The 17,009-nt window shown below is 70.9% G+C and carries 18 protein-coding genes and 2 pseudogenes; 4 read left to right on the top strand and 16 right to left on the bottom strand.

Annotated features, from left to right (window positions below):
- Positions 1 to 131: 131 nt before the first annotated feature.
- From AB0G52_RS38405 to AB0G52_RS38390, 4 genes are all read right to left on the bottom strand, one after another.
- Positions 132 to 1,562, bottom strand: coding sequence for a hypothetical protein (locus AB0G52_RS38405; RefSeq protein WP_361343539.1), 1,431 nt, complete (start codon positions 1,560 to 1,562; stop codon positions 132 to 134).
- Between the two features lie 249 nt (positions 1,563 to 1,811).
- Positions 1,812 to 2,549 (bottom strand): SRPBCC domain-containing protein, encoded by a 738-nt coding sequence (locus AB0G52_RS38400; protein WP_132886086.1) that lies wholly within the window; start codon positions 2,547 to 2,549, stop codon positions 1,812 to 1,814.
- A 17-nt stretch (positions 2,550 to 2,566) separates the two neighbouring features.
- Positions 2,567 to 3,271: a helix-turn-helix domain-containing protein gene (locus tag AB0G52_RS38395; protein WP_132886087.1), complete on the bottom strand. Its 705-nt coding sequence runs from the start codon at positions 3,269 to 3,271 to the stop codon at positions 2,567 to 2,569.
- Positions 3,272 to 3,391: 120 nt separating this feature from the next.
- The gene (locus tag AB0G52_RS38390) at positions 3,392 to 3,871 is read right to left on the bottom strand and encodes a hypothetical protein (protein WP_132886088.1); all 480 of its coding nucleotides are present in this window, start codon (positions 3,869 to 3,871) and stop codon (positions 3,392 to 3,394) included.
- Between the two features lie 175 nt (positions 3,872 to 4,046).
- Between AB0G52_RS38390 and dapA the strand changes: the two genes are divergently transcribed.
- Positions 4,047 to 4,988 carry a 4-hydroxy-tetrahydrodipicolinate synthase gene (gene dapA, locus AB0G52_RS38385; RefSeq protein ID WP_132886089.1) on the top strand — a complete coding sequence of 314 codons (942 nt, stop codon included), beginning with the start codon at positions 4,047 to 4,049 and terminating at the stop codon, positions 4,986 to 4,988.
- Here dapA and AB0G52_RS38380 read toward each other — a convergent pair whose 3' ends face one another.
- Both AB0G52_RS38380 and AB0G52_RS38375 read right to left on the bottom strand, forming a co-directional pair.
- The gene (locus AB0G52_RS38380; RefSeq protein ID WP_132886090.1) at positions 4,989 to 6,203 is read right to left on the bottom strand and encodes a WD40 repeat domain-containing protein; all 1,215 of its coding nucleotides are present in this window, start codon (positions 6,201 to 6,203) and stop codon (positions 4,989 to 4,991) included. It lies immediately after the preceding gene.
- Positions 6,200 to 6,760: a SigE family RNA polymerase sigma factor gene (locus tag AB0G52_RS38375; RefSeq protein ID WP_132886091.1), complete on the bottom strand. Its 561-nt coding sequence runs from the start codon at positions 6,758 to 6,760 to the stop codon at positions 6,200 to 6,202. The genes AB0G52_RS38380 and AB0G52_RS38375 overlap by 4 nt, the downstream gene beginning before the upstream one ends.
- Positions 6,761 to 6,892: 132 nt before the next feature.
- Between AB0G52_RS38375 and AB0G52_RS38370 the strand changes: the two are divergent.
- Positions 6,893 to 7,093, top strand: a pseudogene (locus AB0G52_RS38370) (hypothetical protein); the annotation flags it as partial.
- Between the two features lie 252 nt (positions 7,094 to 7,345).
- Here the strand turns inward: AB0G52_RS38370 and atpF are convergent.
- The gene (gene atpF, locus AB0G52_RS38365) at positions 7,346 to 7,855 is read right to left on the bottom strand and encodes a F0F1 ATP synthase subunit B (RefSeq protein ID WP_361343532.1); all 510 of its coding nucleotides are present in this window, start codon (positions 7,853 to 7,855) and stop codon (positions 7,346 to 7,348) included.
- A gap of 536 nt (positions 7,856 to 8,391) precedes the next feature.
- Here atpF and AB0G52_RS38360 point away from each other — a divergent pair.
- A pseudogene (locus tag AB0G52_RS38360) lies at positions 8,392 to 8,940 on the top strand (UTRA domain-containing protein).
- A gap of 131 nt (positions 8,941 to 9,071) precedes the next feature.
- Here AB0G52_RS38360 and dapD read toward each other — a convergent pair.
- The 3 genes from dapD to AB0G52_RS38345 form a co-directional block, all read right to left on the bottom strand.
- Positions 9,072 to 10,058, bottom strand: coding sequence for a 2,3,4,5-tetrahydropyridine-2,6-dicarboxylate N-succinyltransferase (dapD, locus tag AB0G52_RS38355; RefSeq protein ID WP_132886093.1), 987 nt, complete (start codon positions 10,056 to 10,058; stop codon positions 9,072 to 9,074).
- A 356-nt stretch (positions 10,059 to 10,414) separates the two neighbouring features.
- Entirely contained in the window at positions 10,415 to 10,963 is a 549-nt protein-coding gene (locus AB0G52_RS38350) for a TetR family transcriptional regulator (protein WP_132886094.1), read from the bottom strand.
- The gene (locus AB0G52_RS38345; protein ID WP_132886095.1) at positions 10,963 to 11,283 is read right to left on the bottom strand and encodes a multidrug efflux SMR transporter; all 321 of its coding nucleotides are present in this window, start codon (positions 11,281 to 11,283) and stop codon (positions 10,963 to 10,965) included. Before AB0G52_RS38345 ends, AB0G52_RS38350 begins: the two co-directional genes overlap by 1 nt.
- 323 nt (positions 11,284 to 11,606) lie before the next feature.
- On the opposite strand from AB0G52_RS38345, the gene AB0G52_RS38340 reads away from it, so the two are divergent.
- On the top strand, positions 11,607 to 12,527 hold the full coding sequence (locus AB0G52_RS38340; RefSeq protein ID WP_361343527.1) for an AbfB domain-containing protein: 921 nt from the start codon (positions 11,607 to 11,609) through the stop codon (positions 12,525 to 12,527).
- 60 nt (positions 12,528 to 12,587) lie between these two features.
- On the opposite strand, the gene AB0G52_RS38335 is transcribed toward AB0G52_RS38340, so the two are convergent.
- From AB0G52_RS38335 to sufD, 6 genes are read right to left on the bottom strand one after another with little or no spacing between them, the layout of a single operon-like run.
- A complete protein-coding gene (locus AB0G52_RS38335) occupies positions 12,588 to 12,920 on the bottom strand; it encodes a metal-sulfur cluster assembly factor (protein WP_094214784.1) in 333 nt (110 codons plus the stop codon).
- Positions 12,917 to 13,387 (bottom strand): Fe-S cluster assembly sulfur transfer protein SufU, encoded by a 471-nt coding sequence (sufU, locus tag AB0G52_RS38330; protein WP_132886097.1) that lies wholly within the window; start codon positions 13,385 to 13,387, stop codon positions 12,917 to 12,919. Before sufU ends, AB0G52_RS38335 begins: the two co-directional genes overlap by 4 nt.
- Before the next feature lie 18 nt (positions 13,388 to 13,405).
- Complete coding sequence (locus AB0G52_RS38325) at positions 13,406 to 14,677, bottom strand: cysteine desulfurase (RefSeq protein ID WP_361343522.1); 1,272 nt, start codon at positions 14,675 to 14,677, stop codon at positions 13,406 to 13,408.
- Entirely contained in the window at positions 14,674 to 15,438 is a 765-nt protein-coding gene (gene sufC / locus AB0G52_RS38320; protein WP_132886099.1) for a Fe-S cluster assembly ATPase SufC, read from the bottom strand. Before sufC ends, AB0G52_RS38325 begins: the two co-directional genes overlap by 4 nt.
- Before the next feature lie 8 nt (positions 15,439 to 15,446).
- Positions 15,447 to 15,776, bottom strand: coding sequence for a non-heme iron oxygenase ferredoxin subunit (locus AB0G52_RS38315; protein WP_132886100.1), 330 nt, complete (start codon positions 15,774 to 15,776; stop codon positions 15,447 to 15,449).
- The gene (gene sufD / locus AB0G52_RS38310) at positions 15,773 to 16,957 is read right to left on the bottom strand and encodes a Fe-S cluster assembly protein SufD (RefSeq protein ID WP_132886101.1); all 1,185 of its coding nucleotides are present in this window, start codon (positions 16,955 to 16,957) and stop codon (positions 15,773 to 15,775) included. Before sufD ends, AB0G52_RS38315 begins: the two co-directional genes overlap by 4 nt.
- Between the last annotated feature and the right edge of the window lie 52 nt (positions 16,958 to 17,009).

Here is a 17,009-nt window from a genome sequence, read left to right as displayed (position 1 = left end):
GCGCACACGCTCCCGGTCACTCCTGAACGCCGGTTGAACAGCGGGCGACATCGGCTCCGGTTTTTCCATGAATCCGTAAGCACCGGCCCACGGGAGCCAAAAGTCACGCCGCGCAAACCCCCTCCCGCTCGCTACACCCCATGCTGGGAACGCGCCTTGAAGGCCGCCTTCCTGGCCTCCTTCGCCACCTTCTTGTCCGGGTGCAGCCGGCCCATCGCCTCCAGCACCTCGGCCGTGTCGGGGTGCCCCACCCGCCACGCCTCGGCGAAGAACCCGGCGTGCTGCCGGGCCAGCCCCTCGACGAGGGCCTGGAGTTCCTCCGAGTTCCCCTCGGCCGCGAGCTGCGCGGCCACCGTGTCGACGGTCAGCCAGAAGATCAGGTCCTGGGAGGGCTGCGGCACGTCGGCCGCGCCGCGTTCGGCGAGCCAGACCCGGGCCAGCCCGCCCAGTTCCGGGTCGTCCAGGACCTCGCGCAGGGCGGGCTCGGCCTCGGGCCCGAGCAGCGACAGCGCCTGCTGGCAGCGCAGCCGCCGCAGCGGGGCGCCCGGGTCCGCGCCGCGCGCGGCGGACAGCAGCTCCCGGGCGGCGGCCAGGGACTCACGGCGGGCCAGCCACTGCTCGGTCTCGGCCCGGGCGGCTCCCTGCGGGAAGGCGGCCGTACCGTCGAGCAGCGCGTCCGCGCCCTTGTCGGCGAGTTCACCGACCGCCGGCGCCTGGAAGCCCGCCTCCAGCAGCCGCGCCCGCAGCCCGTAGGCGCCGAGCGGGGTCAGCCGCACCATGCCGTAGCGGGAGACGTCGGCCTCGTCGACCGGTCCGGCGGCCGGTTCCTCGTCGGTGTCGGCCATCAGCGTCTCGTCCACCGGCTGGTACTCGACCAGCCCGACCGGCTCCAGCAGCCGGAACTGGTCGTCGAGCCGCATCATCGCGTCGGAGACCTGTTCGAGGACGTCGTTGGTCGGCTCGCCCATGTCGCTGGGCACGATCATCGACGCGGCGAGCGCGGGCAGCGGCACCGGCGCCGCACCGGGTCCGTCCTCGCTCGCCGTCAGCAGGTAGAGGTTACCGAGGACACCGTCGAGGAAGTCCGCCTCCGCCTGGGGGTCCCATCCGAGTGACGAGAAATCGACCTCGCCGCCCTCGTCGAGCGCGTCGACAATTCCGTCCAGGTCGGGCACGCTCGCGTCGGCGATCACGGTGTCGAGCGCCGCCTGCCACACCGCGAGGACGTCGTGCGGCGAGCCGCCGGTGAGCTGCCCCAGCTCCTCCCCCGCCGCCACGGTGCCGTGCTCCTCGTCGAGGATCTCGACCAGCCCGGCGTCCACCGCGACCCGCCAGGCCTCACCGGCGTACGCGGCGGCATCGTCCCCGCTGAGGCCGAGCAGCTCGGCGGCGGCCGGGATCTGCTCCTCGACCAGTTCGCCACCTGCGTCGACGCGGGTGTCCGGGCCGGCCCAGCGGGCGAGCCGGGCGGCCCGGGAGAGCAGCGGCGTGGACAGTGCGGCGCGCGCCAGCTCCGCTTCGGGAAGCAACCGCACCGGCGGCAGGGGCGAGCTGTCTGACATCGGCTGGTTCTCCTCGGATGCCTGGGCGGTCGTACGGCGACCTGGACGTCGTACCGACATCCGTACGGCCACCTGGACGCCGTACGGCTCAACCGCTCAGCCTAGACGGATTTCCACCCATGCCGACCGGTTCATCTCCCGGCCCGCTCCCGCACATGGCCGAAACCTTGACAACTCCCGCCGCCGACCAGGAGATTTCGCCCGCACCGGGGCAGTGACCGGATCGCCGACATGAGCGGCGGATCCGGCTCAGGACCGGCCGAACACTCCGTTCAGCCAGTCCTGCCAGGCCGCCTCGTTCGCCGCGCCGTCGGCGTCCGGCGCGAAGTCGTGGACGCTGATGCCGACCGGGGCGCCCCAGTGGTTGCGCCCGAAGAACCGGACGAGGGCGTCGTCGGTGCGCAGCCCGACGAAGTACCGGTCGCGGTAGTCGACCACCGCGTCCAGGGTCCGCCCGCCGGGGCCGGGGACGGCCGCCTTGGCGCCCTCGGCCACGTCGTCCGGCAGGCCGAGGGCCCGCACCACCGCGTCGAACGCGTCCGGCGCCCGGGACGCCTCCGGCCCGTTCAGCTGGGCGAAGGTGACCGGGCGGGGCGCGAAGTGGGTGAGGTACTCGCGCAGGGTGTGCAGGTAGAAGCCGGTGTGCCGGTTCGCGCCGTCGTACTGGTTGTCCCAGTCGTCGGTGAAGATCCCGCTGTGCACGTAGCGCACCCAGGCGCGGCGGCCTCCGTCGCGCGGCTCGATGAGGTGCTCCAGCTGGTTGGCGCTCTGCGTCGGGAAGCCGACGTCCTCGCTGCGGGTGACCAGGTGGTGCGGCGGGTCGTAGGCGGTGACGGCCGAGCCGAAGGCCGCCGCGCCGCCGACCCTGGGCTCGGGCGGCTCCATCGGCCACAGGTAGCCACCGGTGCCGTGGGTGATCGCCTCCCACACCTCCGCAGGCGTGGCGTCGACCTCGAACTCACGGACGATCTCGAATTCCTTGGACATGACGGGACTCCTGCTGCCTACTGGCCCGGGGCGGGGGCGGTGGGTCCGTCCTCCGCGCGGGCGGAGGATTCCTCGTGCGCGGGGGCGGACAGTTCCTCGTGCGCGGGGGCGGCTGGTTCCTCGTGCGCGGGGGCGGCTGGTTCCCTGAGTACGGGATGGAGGGCGACGACGATGCGGTGGTCCCGGCCGCCTTCCGCGCCGGGCGCGTCGTACTTGCGGACGAGCGCGCTCACACCCGCCGTCAGCTCCTGCACGAACGCGGCCCGGTCGGCGGCGGAGGCGAAGCGGACCTCGCCGTCCAGCGCGTAGGTGGCCAGCCGCTTGCGCGCCTTCGCGGCGCCGGTGATCAGCGCGCCGACGTCCCGCACCAGACGGGCGCCGAGCGCGAGCAGCCAGCGCGCGGAGAGCTGGTCGCGGAAGCGGTCCGGGTCCGGCTGCACGGCGGGCAGCGCGGCCGGTGAGATGACGTACGACGCGGCGGTCGCCCGCATCAGCCGCTCGGTGACGTTTCCCTTGCGCCGCTCCCCCGCCAGCTCGACGAGGCCATGCCGCTCCAGCGCCTTGAGGTGGTAGTTCACCTTCTGCCGCGGCAGCCCCACCCTGCCGGCCAGCATCGTGGCCGACGCGGGCGCGGCGGCCAGTTCGGCGAGCAGCCGGGCCCGCACGGGGTCCAGCGACACGACCGCCGCCTCGGGGTCCTCGATCACGGTGACATCCAGCATGGCCCCACCCTCCCACCGAAAACTTTTCCTGTCCAGGTGGCTCAAGTTTTCGGAGGGAGGGTGGGGCCCAAGACTGGCGGTGGGACCGGGCCCACGGCGGGGCCGGCCCTCCCGGTGGGCTCAGCGGCGCGAACCGCGGCGCAGCACGCCCACGGCCACGCCCGCGGCGGCGAGGGCGGCGCCCGCGATCAGAATCTGCCGGGGGCGGCGCAGTGCGGCGCGTACCGCCAGGCGCGCGGGGCGTGCGAGAGGCCCCTGGGCGGCGCGACCGGCCTCGGCGACCTTCTCGGAGGCGAGGTGCCCCGCCCGCCCGGCCTGCTCCTGGACGACGTGTCCGGTCCTGAGCGCCCGCTCCTGGACCGTGTGCCGCGCCTTCAGCATCTGCTCCTGCGCCGTGTGCCCGCCCCTGACCGCCCGGCTCTGGGCCTGGTGACCGGCCTTGGTCGCGCCCGAGCGCAGCTGCACGCTCAGGGCACCGGCCTTGTCCATCAGATCGGCGGCGCGCGCCTGGGTGCGCCCCTTGAGGTCGGCCTTCGCCGCCAACGCGCCCGCGGTGCCGGTCAGTCGAGCCCCCGTCCCGCGTGCGGTCCTCTTCGTCATCGGTGCCCCTCCTGAGTGTCGTCGGCTTCCACTCTGCTTGACACCCGGGTACCCGGATCAGCGGCGCTCAGCCCTGCGCGCGCCACCGCCGGACAAGGTCTTCGTAGCACTGCTAAGACATGAACCGGAGAAAAATTAAGTAGAGCTAAGCTGACCTCGCGCCGAGACTACCCCCATGACGACACCACAAGGCACCACGCCCTCCCCCTCTCCTTCCTCTGCCCCCGCCCCGCGCCCCTTCGGACGGACCCTGTGCGCGATGGTCACGCCGTTCACCACGGCGGGTGCGATCGACCTGGCCGGTGCCGGGCGGCTGGCCGCGCATCTGGTGGCGGAGGGCTGCGACGGCCTGGTGCTGAACGGCACCACCGGCGAGTCACCGACCACGACGGACGCGGAGAAGGCGCAGCTGATCGAGGCCGTGCGGGAGGCGGTGGGCGAGCGGGTGCCGCTCGTGGCGGGCGTGGGCACCGCGGACACCCGGCACACCGTCGAACTGGCGCTGGCCGCCGAGAAGGCGGGCGCCGACGGTGTCCTGGTGGTGTCGCCGTACTACAGCCGGCCCCCTCAGGACGCGCTGGAGGCGCACTTCCTGGAGGTGGCGGAGGCGAGCGGGCTGCCGGTGATGCTGTACGACATCCCCGGCCGCACCGGCACCCGCATCGAACCGGAGACTCTGGTCCGGCTCGCCCGGCATCCCCGGATCGTCGCCGTGAAGGACTGCTCGTACGACTTCCTCGGCACCCAGAAGGTGCTGGCACGCACCGGTTTGGCGTACTACGCGGGCTGCGACGAGCACATCCTCGCCCTGTACGCGGTGGGCGCGGCGGGCTGCGTGAGCACGGTCGCGAACGTGGTGCCGGGGCGGGTCGCCGCGATCCTGGACGCCTTCGACGCGGGCGACACCGCCCGGGCGGCCGGACTCCAGCTGCGGGCCATCCCGCTGATCGAGGCGATGACGGCGGGGGCGCTGCCGGGCACGGTCACGGCGAAGGCCCTGCTCAGCGCGCTGGGCCTGCCGGCGGGACCGGTACGGGCACCGCTCAGGCCCGCCGACCGGGAGACGGCCGACGGGCTGCGGGCGGTGTACGCGGAACTGGTGTCGACGGGCGGCTGATCAGCGCTCGGCGAAGACCGGTTCCCAGCGGCCGGCGTAACCGTGTCCCGTACGGAAGCCGCTCAGCGGGACGACCTTGTCGCTGCCGAGGGTGACGAGGACCAGCCGGTCGTGGTACGCGCCGCCCCTGTCCTTGCCCCTGTCCCAGGCGATCAGCGACCTGTCGTCGGCCCAGGCGAGCAGCTCCTGCCCGGGCACCTCGACCTGTTCGCCGGTGTCGAGGTCGAGGACCCAGGAGGAGGTCTTCATGGTCCTGCCCGCGAAGTCGCCGGCGACCCTCCTGCCGTCGGGCGACAGTCCCGCCTCGACGTACCACTTCAGGTTCCGCTCCCTGACCGGCGCGGGGACCTCGTCGCCCTGGAGGTCGTAGAACTGCGTCCCGGGATCGGAGGTCAGGCCGGACCAGACGTACAGTCCGGAGCGGCTGAGGGCGAAGTCCTGGCGGGAGTTGATGGTGGACAGCCCCATGCTGTCGTGCGGGTCGCGCACCGCACTCCAGGAACCCTTCCCGGACGCCACGTCGAGAACGTAGAAGCCGGTGCGCGGCATGGTGGCGGGCATGGAGAAGACTTTGACGTCCTTGTCATCCGTCGTCTGGGTCAGGACGTCGGGGTCGGTGGCGTAGGTCGTCGCGACGAGCCTGCGGCCGTCGTGAGAGAAGGCGATCCCGCCGACGCCGTGCTCGACCGGGATCCAGCGGGCCACCTTGCCGGTGCCGAGGTCGAGCAGGCCGATCCGCGACGCGGGCAGCTGCCGCTCCAGTACGGCGGCGGTCTTCAGGTTCGGGGCGACGGCGACGTACGACCACCGGGCGTCCTTCTCGTAGCGGCCGGTGCGCTCGTCCAGCAGCCAGTAGGTGCGGGTGGTGCGGGAACGGTGGGCCGTCTCCTTGACCGTGTCGACGGTGTAGTAGGCGGCCATCGTGGCGTCGCCGGCCCGGATCAGCTCGTGGGGCGGCGACTGGTCGGGGTGGGCTCGGGTCTCGTCGGGGTCGAGGACCCCGGCGGGCCGTACGTCCGCCTTGCCGCCGTCGAGCAGCGGCACGCCCACCGCGACGGCGACCACGGCCGCGGCGGCCACGGCGACGGCGGCGATGCGGCGGGTCCGGCGGTGCCGGCGGGCACCGAGGACCCGGTCGGCGAATCCCGGCGCCGCGGGGGGCTGTTCGGCGGCCTGTTCACGCAGGGCGTCCCGGACGAGTTCCTCGACGTTCACGGCCGCACCTCCACGGGCGAGTAGTCACGGGACGGCGGCTCTTCGGGTCCGGGGTCCGAACCGAGGGCGGCCAGTTCGGGCGCGAGGACGCGCAGCCGGGCGAGGGAGCGGTGGGTGGCGGAGCGTACGGTGCCGACGGAACAGCCGAGCAGCCGGGCGACGTCGGCCTCGGGGAGGTCCTCGAAGTAGCGCAGGACCAGTACGGCGCGCTGGCGGGCGGTGAGCCGGGAAAGGGCCGCGCGGAGCACGAGCCGCAGCTCGGTGGCGGACGTGCTGTCGGGTCCCGGTGGGCTCTCCGGCGGCTCGGCGACGCTGAGTTCACGCCGTCGCCACTTCAACCGCCAGCGGCTGATCTGCTGCCGGTAGAGGACCTGCCGTACGTACGCCTCGGGCTCGTCGATGCGCTGCCAGCGGTCCGCCGCCTTCATCAGGGCGTTCTGCAGCAGGTCCTCGGCGGCGTGCCGGTCACCGCCGGTCAGCAGCACGGCGGTTCTCAGCAGCGCCGTGGACCGGGTGTCCACGAAGTCCCGGAAGCTCTCCTGCAGTTCCGCATCCATCGTCACCTTCTCTTCCGCCGGGCCTACCTCGTGTCCGGGCCCCGTACCCGTGCTGACGCGCGCGGGGCGGCGCCACTATGCCTGTCCAGCACGGGAAAACCTCCACGCGCCCCGACCACCCGCTGCCGTACGTTGTCCCTGGACGTCGACGGCCCGCTCAACCCGTACGCCGCGCAGCCCGAGCGACGCCCTGAGGGCTGTACGACGATCCGCGCGGCCGTCCGGCCCGGGCACCCCCTGCGGGTGTGGCTGAACCCGGCCCACGGCCCGGCGCTGCTGGCCCTCGGCTACGAGCTGTGCTGGGCGACCACCTGGATGACCGCGGCGAACCGCCGGCGTCGGCAAACCGGCGAGAGCTGAGCAGAAGGTCTGGGCAGCGGTGATCGGGGCAGGCGGCCGCAGCTCACGGCCGCCCGTGATCAGTTGTGGCCGTTCTGATTGCGATGCAGGTCAAGGTGTCAACTTGCCCCGTGGGCCGTGTCGGGGCCGGTGCACTGTGGCGTGCGGGGTGCTCTCATGCTGTCCGCCGTCGCCCCAGGCAGAGCCGAGCGGGCGTGGTCCTCGATGTGTGGGTTGAGGGGGCGACTACTGCAAGCCTGCCGCGTTTCGAACATCGAGGTCCGAGAAGAAGCGGTCCACGATCTCGCTGTCGGCGACACCTTCGAGAGTTTCGCCGACCACCCGACCGGCCAGCTCCGTGGCCAACGACACGACGTCTCCCCGCAGCTCCGTCTCCGCAAGGACGCGATCGGCCCCGAGCCGTGCCTGAGCTTCCAGGATCATCGCCTCGCGTTCCCGCAGGCCCTCGGCGCGAAGCTCGGCGATCAGTTGCGTGCCCCGCTCCAAAGCCTCCTGGCGCAGGCGCGCCGCCTCGTGTCGGGCCTCAGCCAGCTCCTCGCGATACTTGGTGAGGACTTCACCGGCTTCCGCCGCCAGCTGTTCAGCACATTCCATCTGGCCCTCGATGGCGTCCCTCCGTTCGCCGAGAGCCTTGTTGATGCGTGGCAAGAGAAGCTTGGTCATGCAGACGAAGACCACAGCGAAGCTCACCACGCCGACCACCGTTGGCGCGAGCCCAGGTATCAGAATGCCCATGCCAAGACCATACGAGAGTAATGCTTGCGTCAAGGGGCCTACCAGGTAAGAGTTCGCTTCTATCTGGTTCAGCAGCCACCTCGCTCGCGTCTGGATCAGCCAGAAACTGCCGCAGGGAGAAGGGTTTCTGGTGACCGCGTGGATAAGAGTCCGACTGCTGTCCAGCACAGCCGAGGGCGCCGTCTACACATGGGCCGATGACGAGGAACGCGAAGGCTGGCTGATCTTCAACCCGACTGACAGCAGCTTCCATTCTTGCGATAGCACGGGGAATCCGCCCCCAGGCGCAATGAGTGTCAACATGGAGACTCAAGATCTGCAGAATCGGGACGAGCATTGCTGGCGCTCGTTCTTGCAAGCAGCCTACGGAGTATGGAAGGCGTACCAAGAGAACCGGAGCTATCCCCAGATTGCTGACCGCTGCTTCTACTGACCCACCCGCAGGGGGAGTCCGACGGCGAACAGCCGACCGGCGATGGCCGCCACGCTGACTCCCGAAGCGAGCGCAGGGGGACCGCCCTCCCTCCCGTGCGCAGATCGGCCAGGGGTGCGGAGTGGGCGAGAACGTCGTCCGCCGAGCGCAGGAACTGCTGATCTCACAGGGCGTGCTGGGAGAGCGAGCGGGATCGGGTACGTACGTCGCCGAGCCCCAGCAACCGACGCCAAAGTCCCCGCCCCTGCTGACATCGCCGCGCGACGGGGGATCGCCGAAGGCGAGCTCTGCGTGCGGACCACGTACGGGTTCCTCGTCGTCCTCCCCGAGGGAGGCCCGAACGCCGGTACGGACAGCGCAAACCGCATGGCCGCCATCGGGATCACCGTCGGCCACGCCGTGGAGCAGCCGGAGCCCCCGCCGGGCCAGCGCCGAGGAAGCCTCCCTCTTCGGCATCCAGAAGGCCGCCCTTGTCACCCACATCCGGCGGACCTAGTACAGCGACCAGCGACGCCCCGTCGAGACCACCCCGGACATCATCATGCCTGCCGCCCACTGCGAGATCGTCTACGAAATCCCCGCCCATCGATATCCCGAAGCCCTGCCGAAGCCGACAAGTCCGCTGGACGTCCCGTCCGGAGGGAGCACGTGAGCGCCCTCCCCGGGCCGTCCTCGGGCGGTGGAAGGGCGCTCAGCGGTGACCGACGTCGACAACTGCCGACAGCTGGGCAGCAGGTCAGAGCGATGATCGGTCAGGCGGCCGCAGGTCACGGCCACCCCACGTCAGTTGTGGCTGTGCAGGATCTCGTTCAGGCCGCCCCAGACCGCGTTGTTCGGGCGGGCCTCGACGGCGCCGGAGACCGAGTTGCGGCGGAAGAGGATGTTGGAGGCGCCGTTGAGTTCACGCGCCTTGACGATCTGGCCGTCGGGCATGGTGATGCGGGTGCCCGCGGTGACGTACAGGCCGGCCTCGACCACGCACTCGTCGCCGAGCGCGATGCCGACGCCCGCCTCGGCGCCGATCAGGCAGCGCTCGCCGATGGAGATGATGACGTTGCCGCCGCCGGACAGGGTGCCCATGGTGGAGGCGCCGCCGCCGATGTCCGAACCGTCGCCGACGACGACGCCGGCCGAGATACGGCCCTCGACCATGGACGTGCCGAGCGTGCCGGCGTTGAAGTTGACGAAGCCCTCGTGCATGACGGTGGTGCCCTCGGAGAGGTGCGCGCCGAGGCGGACCCGGTCGGCGTCGGCGATCCGGACGCCCTTCGGGACGACGTAGTCGGTCATCCGCGGGAACTTGTCGACCGAGGTCACCTGGAGGTGCAGGCCCTCGGCGCGGGCGTTCAGCCGGACCTGCTCGATCTCGTCGACGGCGACCGGACCGAGGGAGGTCCACGCGACGTTCGCGAGGAAGCCGAACTGACCCTCCAGGCTCAGGCCGTGCGGCTTGACCAGGCGGTGCGAGAGCAGGTGCAGGCGCAGGTAGACGTCGTGCGCGTCGATCGGCTTCTCGTCGATCGAGGCGATGACCGTGCGGACCGCGACGACCTCGACGTTGCGGCGGGCGTCCGGGCCGATCGCTTGGGCCGCACCCGCGCCGAGGAGTTCCACGGCCCGCTCGGCGGAGAGCGTCTCGGTGCCGGCCGGGCCGGGCTCGGCGACCAGCTCGGGGGCGGGGAACCAGGTGTCGAGAACGGTGCCGTCGGCGGCGATGGTGGCGAGGCCGGCGGCGACGGCTCCGGTGGTGCGAACGTTCGTGTCGGTCATGCTGAGAAACCTAACGTGAGCTGGGCACCCAGAGCGAACCACGTCTCACGTGCCGGTACCGGAAACCGAGACCGGACGGGTGGGGGCGACGCGGCCCGGGCAGGCGCGGGCAGCGAGCTCCAGACCGGCGGAGCGACCGGGCCAGCGCCGGGAGCCGGGTCCCGACCGGCGGAGCCATCCCGGCGGGTGGTGCCGACGGCGTTTCCGCGCCGCCCCAGGGGCGGCGAACGCGTCAGTACCGGTGGCGCCGTCCGCGCCCGCACCGGTAGCGGCGCCTGCGCCGGAGGCGACGCCGGCACCGCTGCCGCGGTCCGCGCCCGCGCCGTCGCCCTGAAGCGGCGCCCCGCTCCGGCCCCCTAAGCGCGGCGCGGCCCGATCACCCTCGCCAGCACCTCCCTGGCGTACTCCTCGTCGTACTCCGCCCCCGTCAGCAGCACCTGGAGGCAGATCCCGTCCATGAGCGCGACCAGCGCCCGTGCCGTGACCGGGTCGGTGCGGTGGGCGAGGCGGTGGGCGAGGTCGTCGGCCCACTCGGCGGCGACGGGGCGCAGGGCGGGGCGGCGCAGGGCGGCGAGGTAGAGCTCGTACTCCAGCTCGACGCCGGTGCGGTCACCGGCCAGCCACTCCCCCAGCCAGCCCGCCAGTTCCGCCGCCAGGTCGGTCCGCGGGTCCTCGAGTCCCCCGCGCGAGGCGATCACCTTGGCGAAGCCCTCGCTGGCCTGGCGCAGGGCGGCGACCATCAGCTCGTCGAGGGTGCTGAAGTGGTAGGTCGTGGAACCGAGCGGCACGTCCGCCGCGGCGGCGACGGAGCGGTGACTGAGGCCAGCAAGCCCTTTCTCGCCGACCACCCGGATCGCCGCCTCGATGATCCGCTGCCGGCGCTCCGGGTCGTAACGGCGGGGCATCAGTGCGCACCTCCCAGGTTCAGGACCACCACTCCCCCGACGATCAGCGCGATCCCGGCGACCTTGACCAAGGACAGGCCCTCGCCGAACAGCAGCAGGCCGAGCACGGCGATGGTCGCGGTGCCGACCCCGGCCCAGATCGCGTACGCCGTGCCGATCGACACGGTCTTCAGGGTCTGGGCGAGGAGCAGGAAGGAGACGACGTACCCCAACGCCGTCACCAGCGTCGGCCAGAGTCGGCTGAAGCCGTCGCTGTACTTCATCGCCGTCGTGGCGGCGACCTCGGCGGCTATGGCGCCGGCGAGTGTCAGGTATCCCATGTGTACGAGTGTACGCAACGTTGTGTACGGCCGTACACAACCGGCCGCCCGGCCCTCGGGGCAGGACACCTCTCCCCCAAGTAGGTTCAGGTGCCACGCAGTTGGGGTTCCAGGGCGGTCGGCCACAGATGGGTCACGAACTCCCCCTGACGTCACCAGAAAATGTTTAATCCTCACAGAAAACGCTAGCCCAAACGGCTCCCCGCAGCCCCACGGCTCCACTAGTGTGTGCACCTCTGTGATCCACCCTTGCTTCACACCTCACCCACGTCACCCTCACACCCCCGGCTGCCGCTGCCTTGGCGCCGCTGGAGGAATCACGCATGCCAGAAACCACCCCCCAACCCCCGCCGCACCCCCAGTGGGAGAACGGCTGGGGCCCCGACACCTCCCGGGCTCCCGGGACCCGAAGACTCTGGCTGGCCGGGACACTGGCGATCGCCACGGTCGTCGCCTGTGTCACCGCGATAGCCGTCAGCCACCACACCACTGACCAGGCGTCGCCTCCGCCGGTCACCGGCGCGGCCCTCGACAACGGCCCCGGTCTGCTTTCCTTCGCCTCCCCGACGGCCTCGGGCGGGGCCACCCAGCCGAAGGGCACCTCGGGCATGTCGTCGGCCTCCGCGGCCGACAGCCCCTCCCCCGAGGCGACCGGCGGTAAGCACGGCACCGGCGGCCCGAAGGCCTCGCCGTCCGCCGCGAAGCCCTCCAAGTCGTCGGCCGCGGGGGGAGGTTCCGGCGGCGCGGGCGGCTCCGGCGGTTCAGGCGGGTCCAGCGGCTCCGGCGGTTCAGGCGGTTCAGGCGGTTCGGGTACGCCGACCGGCGCAGGCGGCACCTCGGTCCGCTCGGTCAACTACCCGGACCGCTACTGGCACGTGAGCGGCAGCTACGTGAAGCTGGACCAGCCCGGCGGCTCCGAGTCCCGGCAGGACTCCACTTTCTCGCTGGTCAAGGGCCTGGCGAACAGCTCCTGTTACTCCTTCGCCACGCACGACGGGCTGTACCTGCGCCACCAGAACTTCGTGCTGCGCGCCGAGCGCAACGACGGCAGCGGACTGTTCCAGCAGGACGCCACCTTCTGCCCCCAGAGGACGGGGTACTCGGGCGACGTGCTGTTCCAGTCGGTGAACTACCCCAATTACGCCCTGCGTCACAAGAACTTCCAGCTGTACCTGGACCCGTACGGCTACAACACCGCCAACCGCCAGGACTTCTACTTCGACCTGGTGGACGGGCTCAGCTGAGACGCGGAAAAGCGGCGGCAACCCGAGCCGGGTGCCGCCGCTTTCACGTACGCGGGATGCTCAGACGTTGAACCCGAGCGCCCGCAGCTGCTCGCGGCCGTCGTCGGTGATCTTGTCGGGGCCCCACGGGGGCATCCAGACCCAGTTGATGCGCAGTTCGCTGACGAGACCGTCCGTGGCGGACTTGGCCTGGTCCTCGATGACGTCGGTCAGCGGGCAGGCCGCCGAGGTCAGGGTCATGTCGATCGTCGCGATGTTCGCGTCGTCGATGTGGATGCCGTAGATCAGGCCGAGGTTGACGACGTCGATGCCCAGCTCGGGGTCGACGACGTCGTACAGCGCCTCACGGAGTTCCTCCTCCGAGGCGGGCTTCATCTCAACGGTCTCGCTCATGCCGTCCTCCTTTCGGCGTCGGCCGCGCCGGCCAGCGCCTGGGCCGTCGCGTCCTTCCACGCCATCCAGCTCAGGAGGGCGCACTTGACCCGCGCGGGGTACTTGGAGACCCCGGCGAACGCGACGGCGTCCTCCAGGACGTCCTCCATCGCCTCGTCGGGCTCCAGCTTGCCCTTGGACTGCATCAGCTCCAGGAAGGTCTCCTGGATCTTCTGCGCGTCCGCGAGGTCCTTGCCCACGAGGAGTTCGTTCAGTACGGAGGCGCTCGCCTGGCTGATCGAGCAGCCCTGGCCCTCGTACGAGACGTCCTCGATCGTGGTGCCGTCGTACTTCACTCGGAGGGTGATCTCGTCGCCGCACGTCGGGTTCACGTGGTGTACCTCGGCGTCGCCATCCCTGAGACCACGCCCGTGCGGGTTCTTGTAGTGGTCCAGGATGACTTCCTGGTACATCGAGTCCAGCTTCACGGTGTCAGCTCACGCCCTTCAGCCGAAGAAGTTCCGTACGTGCTCCAGGCCCTCGACCAGAGCGTCGATCTCGGCCGGCGTGGAGTACAGATAGAACGACGCTCGCGTGGTCGCAGGAATTCCGTAGCGCAGGCAGACGGGACGGGCGCAGTGGTGGCCGACCCGGACCGCGATGCCCTGCTCGTCGAGGACCTGGCCCACGTCGTGCGGGTGGATGTCCCCGAGCGTGAAGGAGATCGCCGCGCCCCGGTCCTCGGCCGTGGTGGGGCCGATGATCTTCAGGTCGGGGACCTCGGTGAGACGCTTCACCGCGTACTCCGTCAGCGCGTGCTCATGGGCGAGGATCTTGTCCATGCCGATGGCGCTCAGGTAGTCGATCGCCGCGCCGAGACCGACCGCCTGGGCGATCGGGGGGGTGCCCGCCTCGAACTTGTGGGGGGCCGGAGCGTAGGTCGAGGAGTGCATCGACACCGTCTCGATCATCTCGCCGCCGCCGAGGAACGGGGGCAGGTCCTCGAGCAGCTCCTGGCGGCCCCACAGGACGCCGATGCCGGTCGGGCCGCACATCTTGTGGCCGGTGAAGGCCACGAAGTCGGCCTGCAGGGCCTGTACGTCCAGCGGCATGTGCGGGGCGGCCTGGGAGGCGTCGATGCAGACGAGCGCGCCGACCTCCTGCGCCCGCCGGATTATCGTCTCGACCGGGTTGACCGTGCCCAGGATGTTCGACACCAGCACGAAGGAGACGATCTTCGTCTTCTCCGTGATGACCTCGTCGATGTTGGACAGGTCGAGACGGCCGTCGTCGGTGAGGCCGAACCACTTCAGCTTCGCGCCCGTGCGCTGCGCGAGCAGCTGCCACGGCACGATGTTGGAGTGGTGCTCCATCTCCGTGATGACGATCTCGGTCTCGTGGTCCACCCGGTAGGGCTCGTCGGCCCAGCCCAGCATGTTGGCCACGAGGTTCAGCGACTCGGAGGCGTTCTTGGTGAAGATCACCTCGTCGCGGCTGGGCGCGTTGATGAACTCGGCGACCTTGTCGCGCGCGCCCTCGTACAGCGCCGTGGCCTCCTCGGCGAGCACATGCACACCGCGGTGGACGTTGGCGTTGTAGCGCTCGTAGTACTCGCTCAGGGCGTCCAGCACCTGGCGCGGCTTCTGCGAGGTCGCCGCGTTGTCCAGGTAGACGAGCTTCCGGTCGTCGTGGACCAGCCGGTCCAGGATCGGGAAGTCCTTGCGGATCGCCTCGCCAAGAAGATTGGACTCAGTGAGGAGGCCCGGCAACTGTGTCACTCGGATGCGCCGCCCTTCGTGTAAGCCTCGTAACCCTCGTTCTCCAGCTTGTCGGCCAGCTCGGGACCGCCGGACTCGACGATCCGGCCACCGGCGAACACGTGCACGTGGTCGGGCTTGATGTAGCGCAGGATGCGCGTGTAGTGCGTGATCAGCAGGGTGCCGACCTCGCCGGTCTCGCGGACGCGGTTGACGCCCTCGGAGACGATGCGCAGGGCGTCGACGTCGAGGCCGGAGTCGGTCTCGTCGAGGATCGCGACCTTCGGCTTGAGCAGTTCGAGCTGCAGGATCTCGTGGCGCTTCTTCTCACCGCCGGAGAAGCCCTCGTTCACGTTGCGCTCGGCGAAGGAGGGGTCGATGCTGAGGCGCTCCATGGCCTCGCGGACCTCCTTCACCCAGGTGCGCAGCTTGGGGGCCTCGCCGCGGATGGCGGTGGCGGAGGTGCGCAGGAAGTTGGAGACCGAGACGCCGGGTACCTCGACCGGGTACTGCATCGCCAGGAACAGGCCCGCGCGGGCCCGCTCGTCGACGGACATCTCCAGGACGTCCTCGCCGTCGAGCAGCACGGTGCCGCCGGTGATCGTGTACTTGGGGTGACCGGCCAGCGAGTAGGCGAGGGTCGACTTGCCGGAGCCGTTGGGGCCCATGATGGCGTGCGTCTCGCCCTGCTTCACGGTGAGGTCGACGCCCTTGAGGATCTCCTTCGTGGCGTTGTCGGCCTCGACGGTGACGTGCAGGTCTCGGATTTCAAGCGTTGCCATGGATTGCCTCAGGACTCCTGGGTGAGGGAGACGAGCACGTCGTCCCCTTCGATCTTTACGGGGTATACGGGGACGGGGCGCGTGGCCGGGAGGCCGGACGGCTTGCCGGTGCGCAGGTCGAAGCTGGAGCCGTGCAGCCAGCACTCGATCTGGCAGTCCTCCACCTCGCCCTCGGAGAGCGAGACGTTGGCGTGGGAGCAGATGTCGTGGATCGCGAACACCTCTCCCTCGGTGCGGACGAGCGAGACCGGCGTGCCGTCGAGTTCCACCCGCTTCGGGGTGTCCTCCTCCAGCTCGCTCAGTCCGCAGGCGCGCACGAACGCGGTCGGGGCTGTCATGCGACCGAGGCCTCCAGCTCCTCCTCGATCTTGGCGAGCAGGCGCTCCTCGATGTCGGCGACACCGATCTGCTGGACCAGTTCGGCGAAGAAGCCGCGGACGACGAGGCGGCGGGCCTCGTGCTCCGGGATGCCGCGGGCCATCAGGTAGAAGAGCTGCTCGTCGTCGAAGCGGCCGGTGGCGGAGGCGTGGCCGGCGCCGACGATCTCGCCGGTCTCGATCTCCAGGTTCGGCACCGAGTCGACGCGCGCGCCGTCCGTGAGGACCAGGTTGCGGTTCATCTCGTAGGTGTCGGTGCCCTCGGCCCTGGCCTCGATGAGGACGTCACCGATCCAGACGGCGTGCGCCTGCTCGCCCTGGAGCGCGCCCTTGTAGGCGACGTTGGACTTGCAGTGCGGGGCGTTGTGGTCGACCAGCAGGCGGTGCTCCTGGTGCTGGCCGGCGTCGGTGAAGTACAGGCCGTACAGCTCGGCCTCGCCGCCGGGGCCCGCGTAGGACACGCGCGGGTGCAGTCGTACGACGTCGCCGCCGAAGGTGACGACCACGGACTTGAACGTGGCGTCCCGGCCGACCAGGGCGTTGTGCTGGGCGACGTGCACGGCCTTGTCGTCCCAGTCCTGGACGGAGACGACGGTCAGCTTCGCGCCGTCGCCGAGCAGGTAGTCCACGTTGGCGGCGAGCACCGCGTCACCGGTGTGGTCGATGACGACGACGGCCTCGGCGAAGGCGCCCAGCTCGATCACCTGGTGGCCGAAGGCGGTCCCGCCCTCGCCGTGCACGGCGATCCGGATCGGCTCGGTGAGCACCGTCTCCTTGGGGACGGTGACCACGCCGGCCTTCTCGAACGCCGAGTACGCCTGGGCGGCGACGCGGTCCACCGGGGTGCCCGCCCTGCCGAGCCGCGGGTCGTCACGGTCGACGGTCTCGACGGTGACACCCTCGGGGGCCTCGACGACGACCTTGACGCCCTCGCCGGTGGCGACGGCGGTGCCGTCGTGCAGCCCGCGCAGGCGCTCCAGCGGGGTGAACCGCCACTCCTCCTCGCGGCCGTGCGGGACCGGGAAGTCCGCGACGTCGAAGGACGGCGGCGCGCTCATGCGCGTGGCGACGGTCGACTCGGCGGCCACCGCGATGGCGCCGGCGGTGGTGGAGCCCACCGGGGTGTTCTGAGCCTCAGCCATGGCTGTCGGTCTGCTCGCTTTCTTGCGTAAAAGTGGCTTGACGGGAGGGGAC

Origin of the sequence: Streptomyces sp. NPDC021562, from assembly GCF_040640875.1 — a bacterium.
GTDB lineage: Bacteria > Actinomycetota > Actinomycetes > Streptomycetales > Streptomycetaceae > Streptomyces.
Note: the sequence above shows the minus strand (reverse complement) of the source record. Positions and strands in the feature narration are given on the sequence as shown.

What these genes read in the sequence shown, in the direction of transcription:
- AB0G52_RS38315 (WP_132886100.1), bottom strand. Translation starts at nt 15,776, where the DNA reads ATGACAGCCCCGACCGCGTTCGTGCGCGCCTGCGGACTGAGCGAGCTG.
- AB0G52_RS38400 (WP_132886086.1), bottom strand. Translation starts at nt 2,549, where the DNA reads ATGTCCAAGGAATTCGAGATCGTCCGTGAGTTCGAGGTCGACGCCACG.
- AB0G52_RS38405 (WP_361343539.1), bottom strand. Translation starts at nt 1,562, where the DNA reads ATGTCAGACAGCTCGCCCCTGCCGCCGGTGCGGTTGCTTCCCGAAGCG.
- AB0G52_RS38350 (WP_132886094.1), bottom strand. Translation starts at nt 10,963, where the DNA reads ATGCCCCGCCGTTACGACCCGGAGCGCCGGCAGCGGATCATCGAGGCG.
- sufC (WP_132886099.1), bottom strand. Translation starts at nt 15,438, where the DNA reads ATGGCAACGCTTGAAATCCGAGACCTGCACGTCACCGTCGAGGCCGAC.
- atpF (WP_361343532.1), bottom strand. Translation starts at nt 7,855, where the DNA reads ATGGGCATTCTGATACCTGGGCTCGCGCCAACGGTGGTCGGCGTGGTG.
- AB0G52_RS38375 (WP_132886091.1), bottom strand. Translation starts at nt 6,760, where the DNA reads ATGGATGCGGAACTGCAGGAGAGCTTCCGGGACTTCGTGGACACCCGG.
- sufD (WP_132886101.1), bottom strand. Translation starts at nt 16,957, where the DNA reads ATGGCTGAGGCTCAGAACACCCCGGTGGGCTCCACCACCGCCGGCGCC.
- AB0G52_RS38340 (WP_361343527.1), top strand. Translation starts at nt 11,607, where the DNA reads ATGCCAGAAACCACCCCCCAACCCCCGCCGCACCCCCAGTGGGAGAAC.
- AB0G52_RS38335 (WP_094214784.1), bottom strand. Translation starts at nt 12,920, where the DNA reads ATGAGCGAGACCGTTGAGATGAAGCCCGCCTCGGAGGAGGAACTCCGT.
- AB0G52_RS38390 (WP_132886088.1), bottom strand. Translation starts at nt 3,871, where the DNA reads ATGACGAAGAGGACCGCACGCGGGACGGGGGCTCGACTGACCGGCACC.
- dapD (WP_132886093.1), bottom strand. Translation starts at nt 10,058, where the DNA reads ATGACCGACACGAACGTTCGCACCACCGGAGCCGTCGCCGCCGGCCTC.
- AB0G52_RS38395 (WP_132886087.1), bottom strand. Translation starts at nt 3,271, where the DNA reads ATGCTGGATGTCACCGTGATCGAGGACCCCGAGGCGGCGGTCGTGTCG.
- dapA (WP_132886089.1), top strand. Translation starts at nt 4,047, where the DNA reads ATGACGACACCACAAGGCACCACGCCCTCCCCCTCTCCTTCCTCTGCC.
- AB0G52_RS38345 (WP_132886095.1), bottom strand. Translation starts at nt 11,283, where the DNA reads ATGGGATACCTGACACTCGCCGGCGCCATAGCCGCCGAGGTCGCCGCC.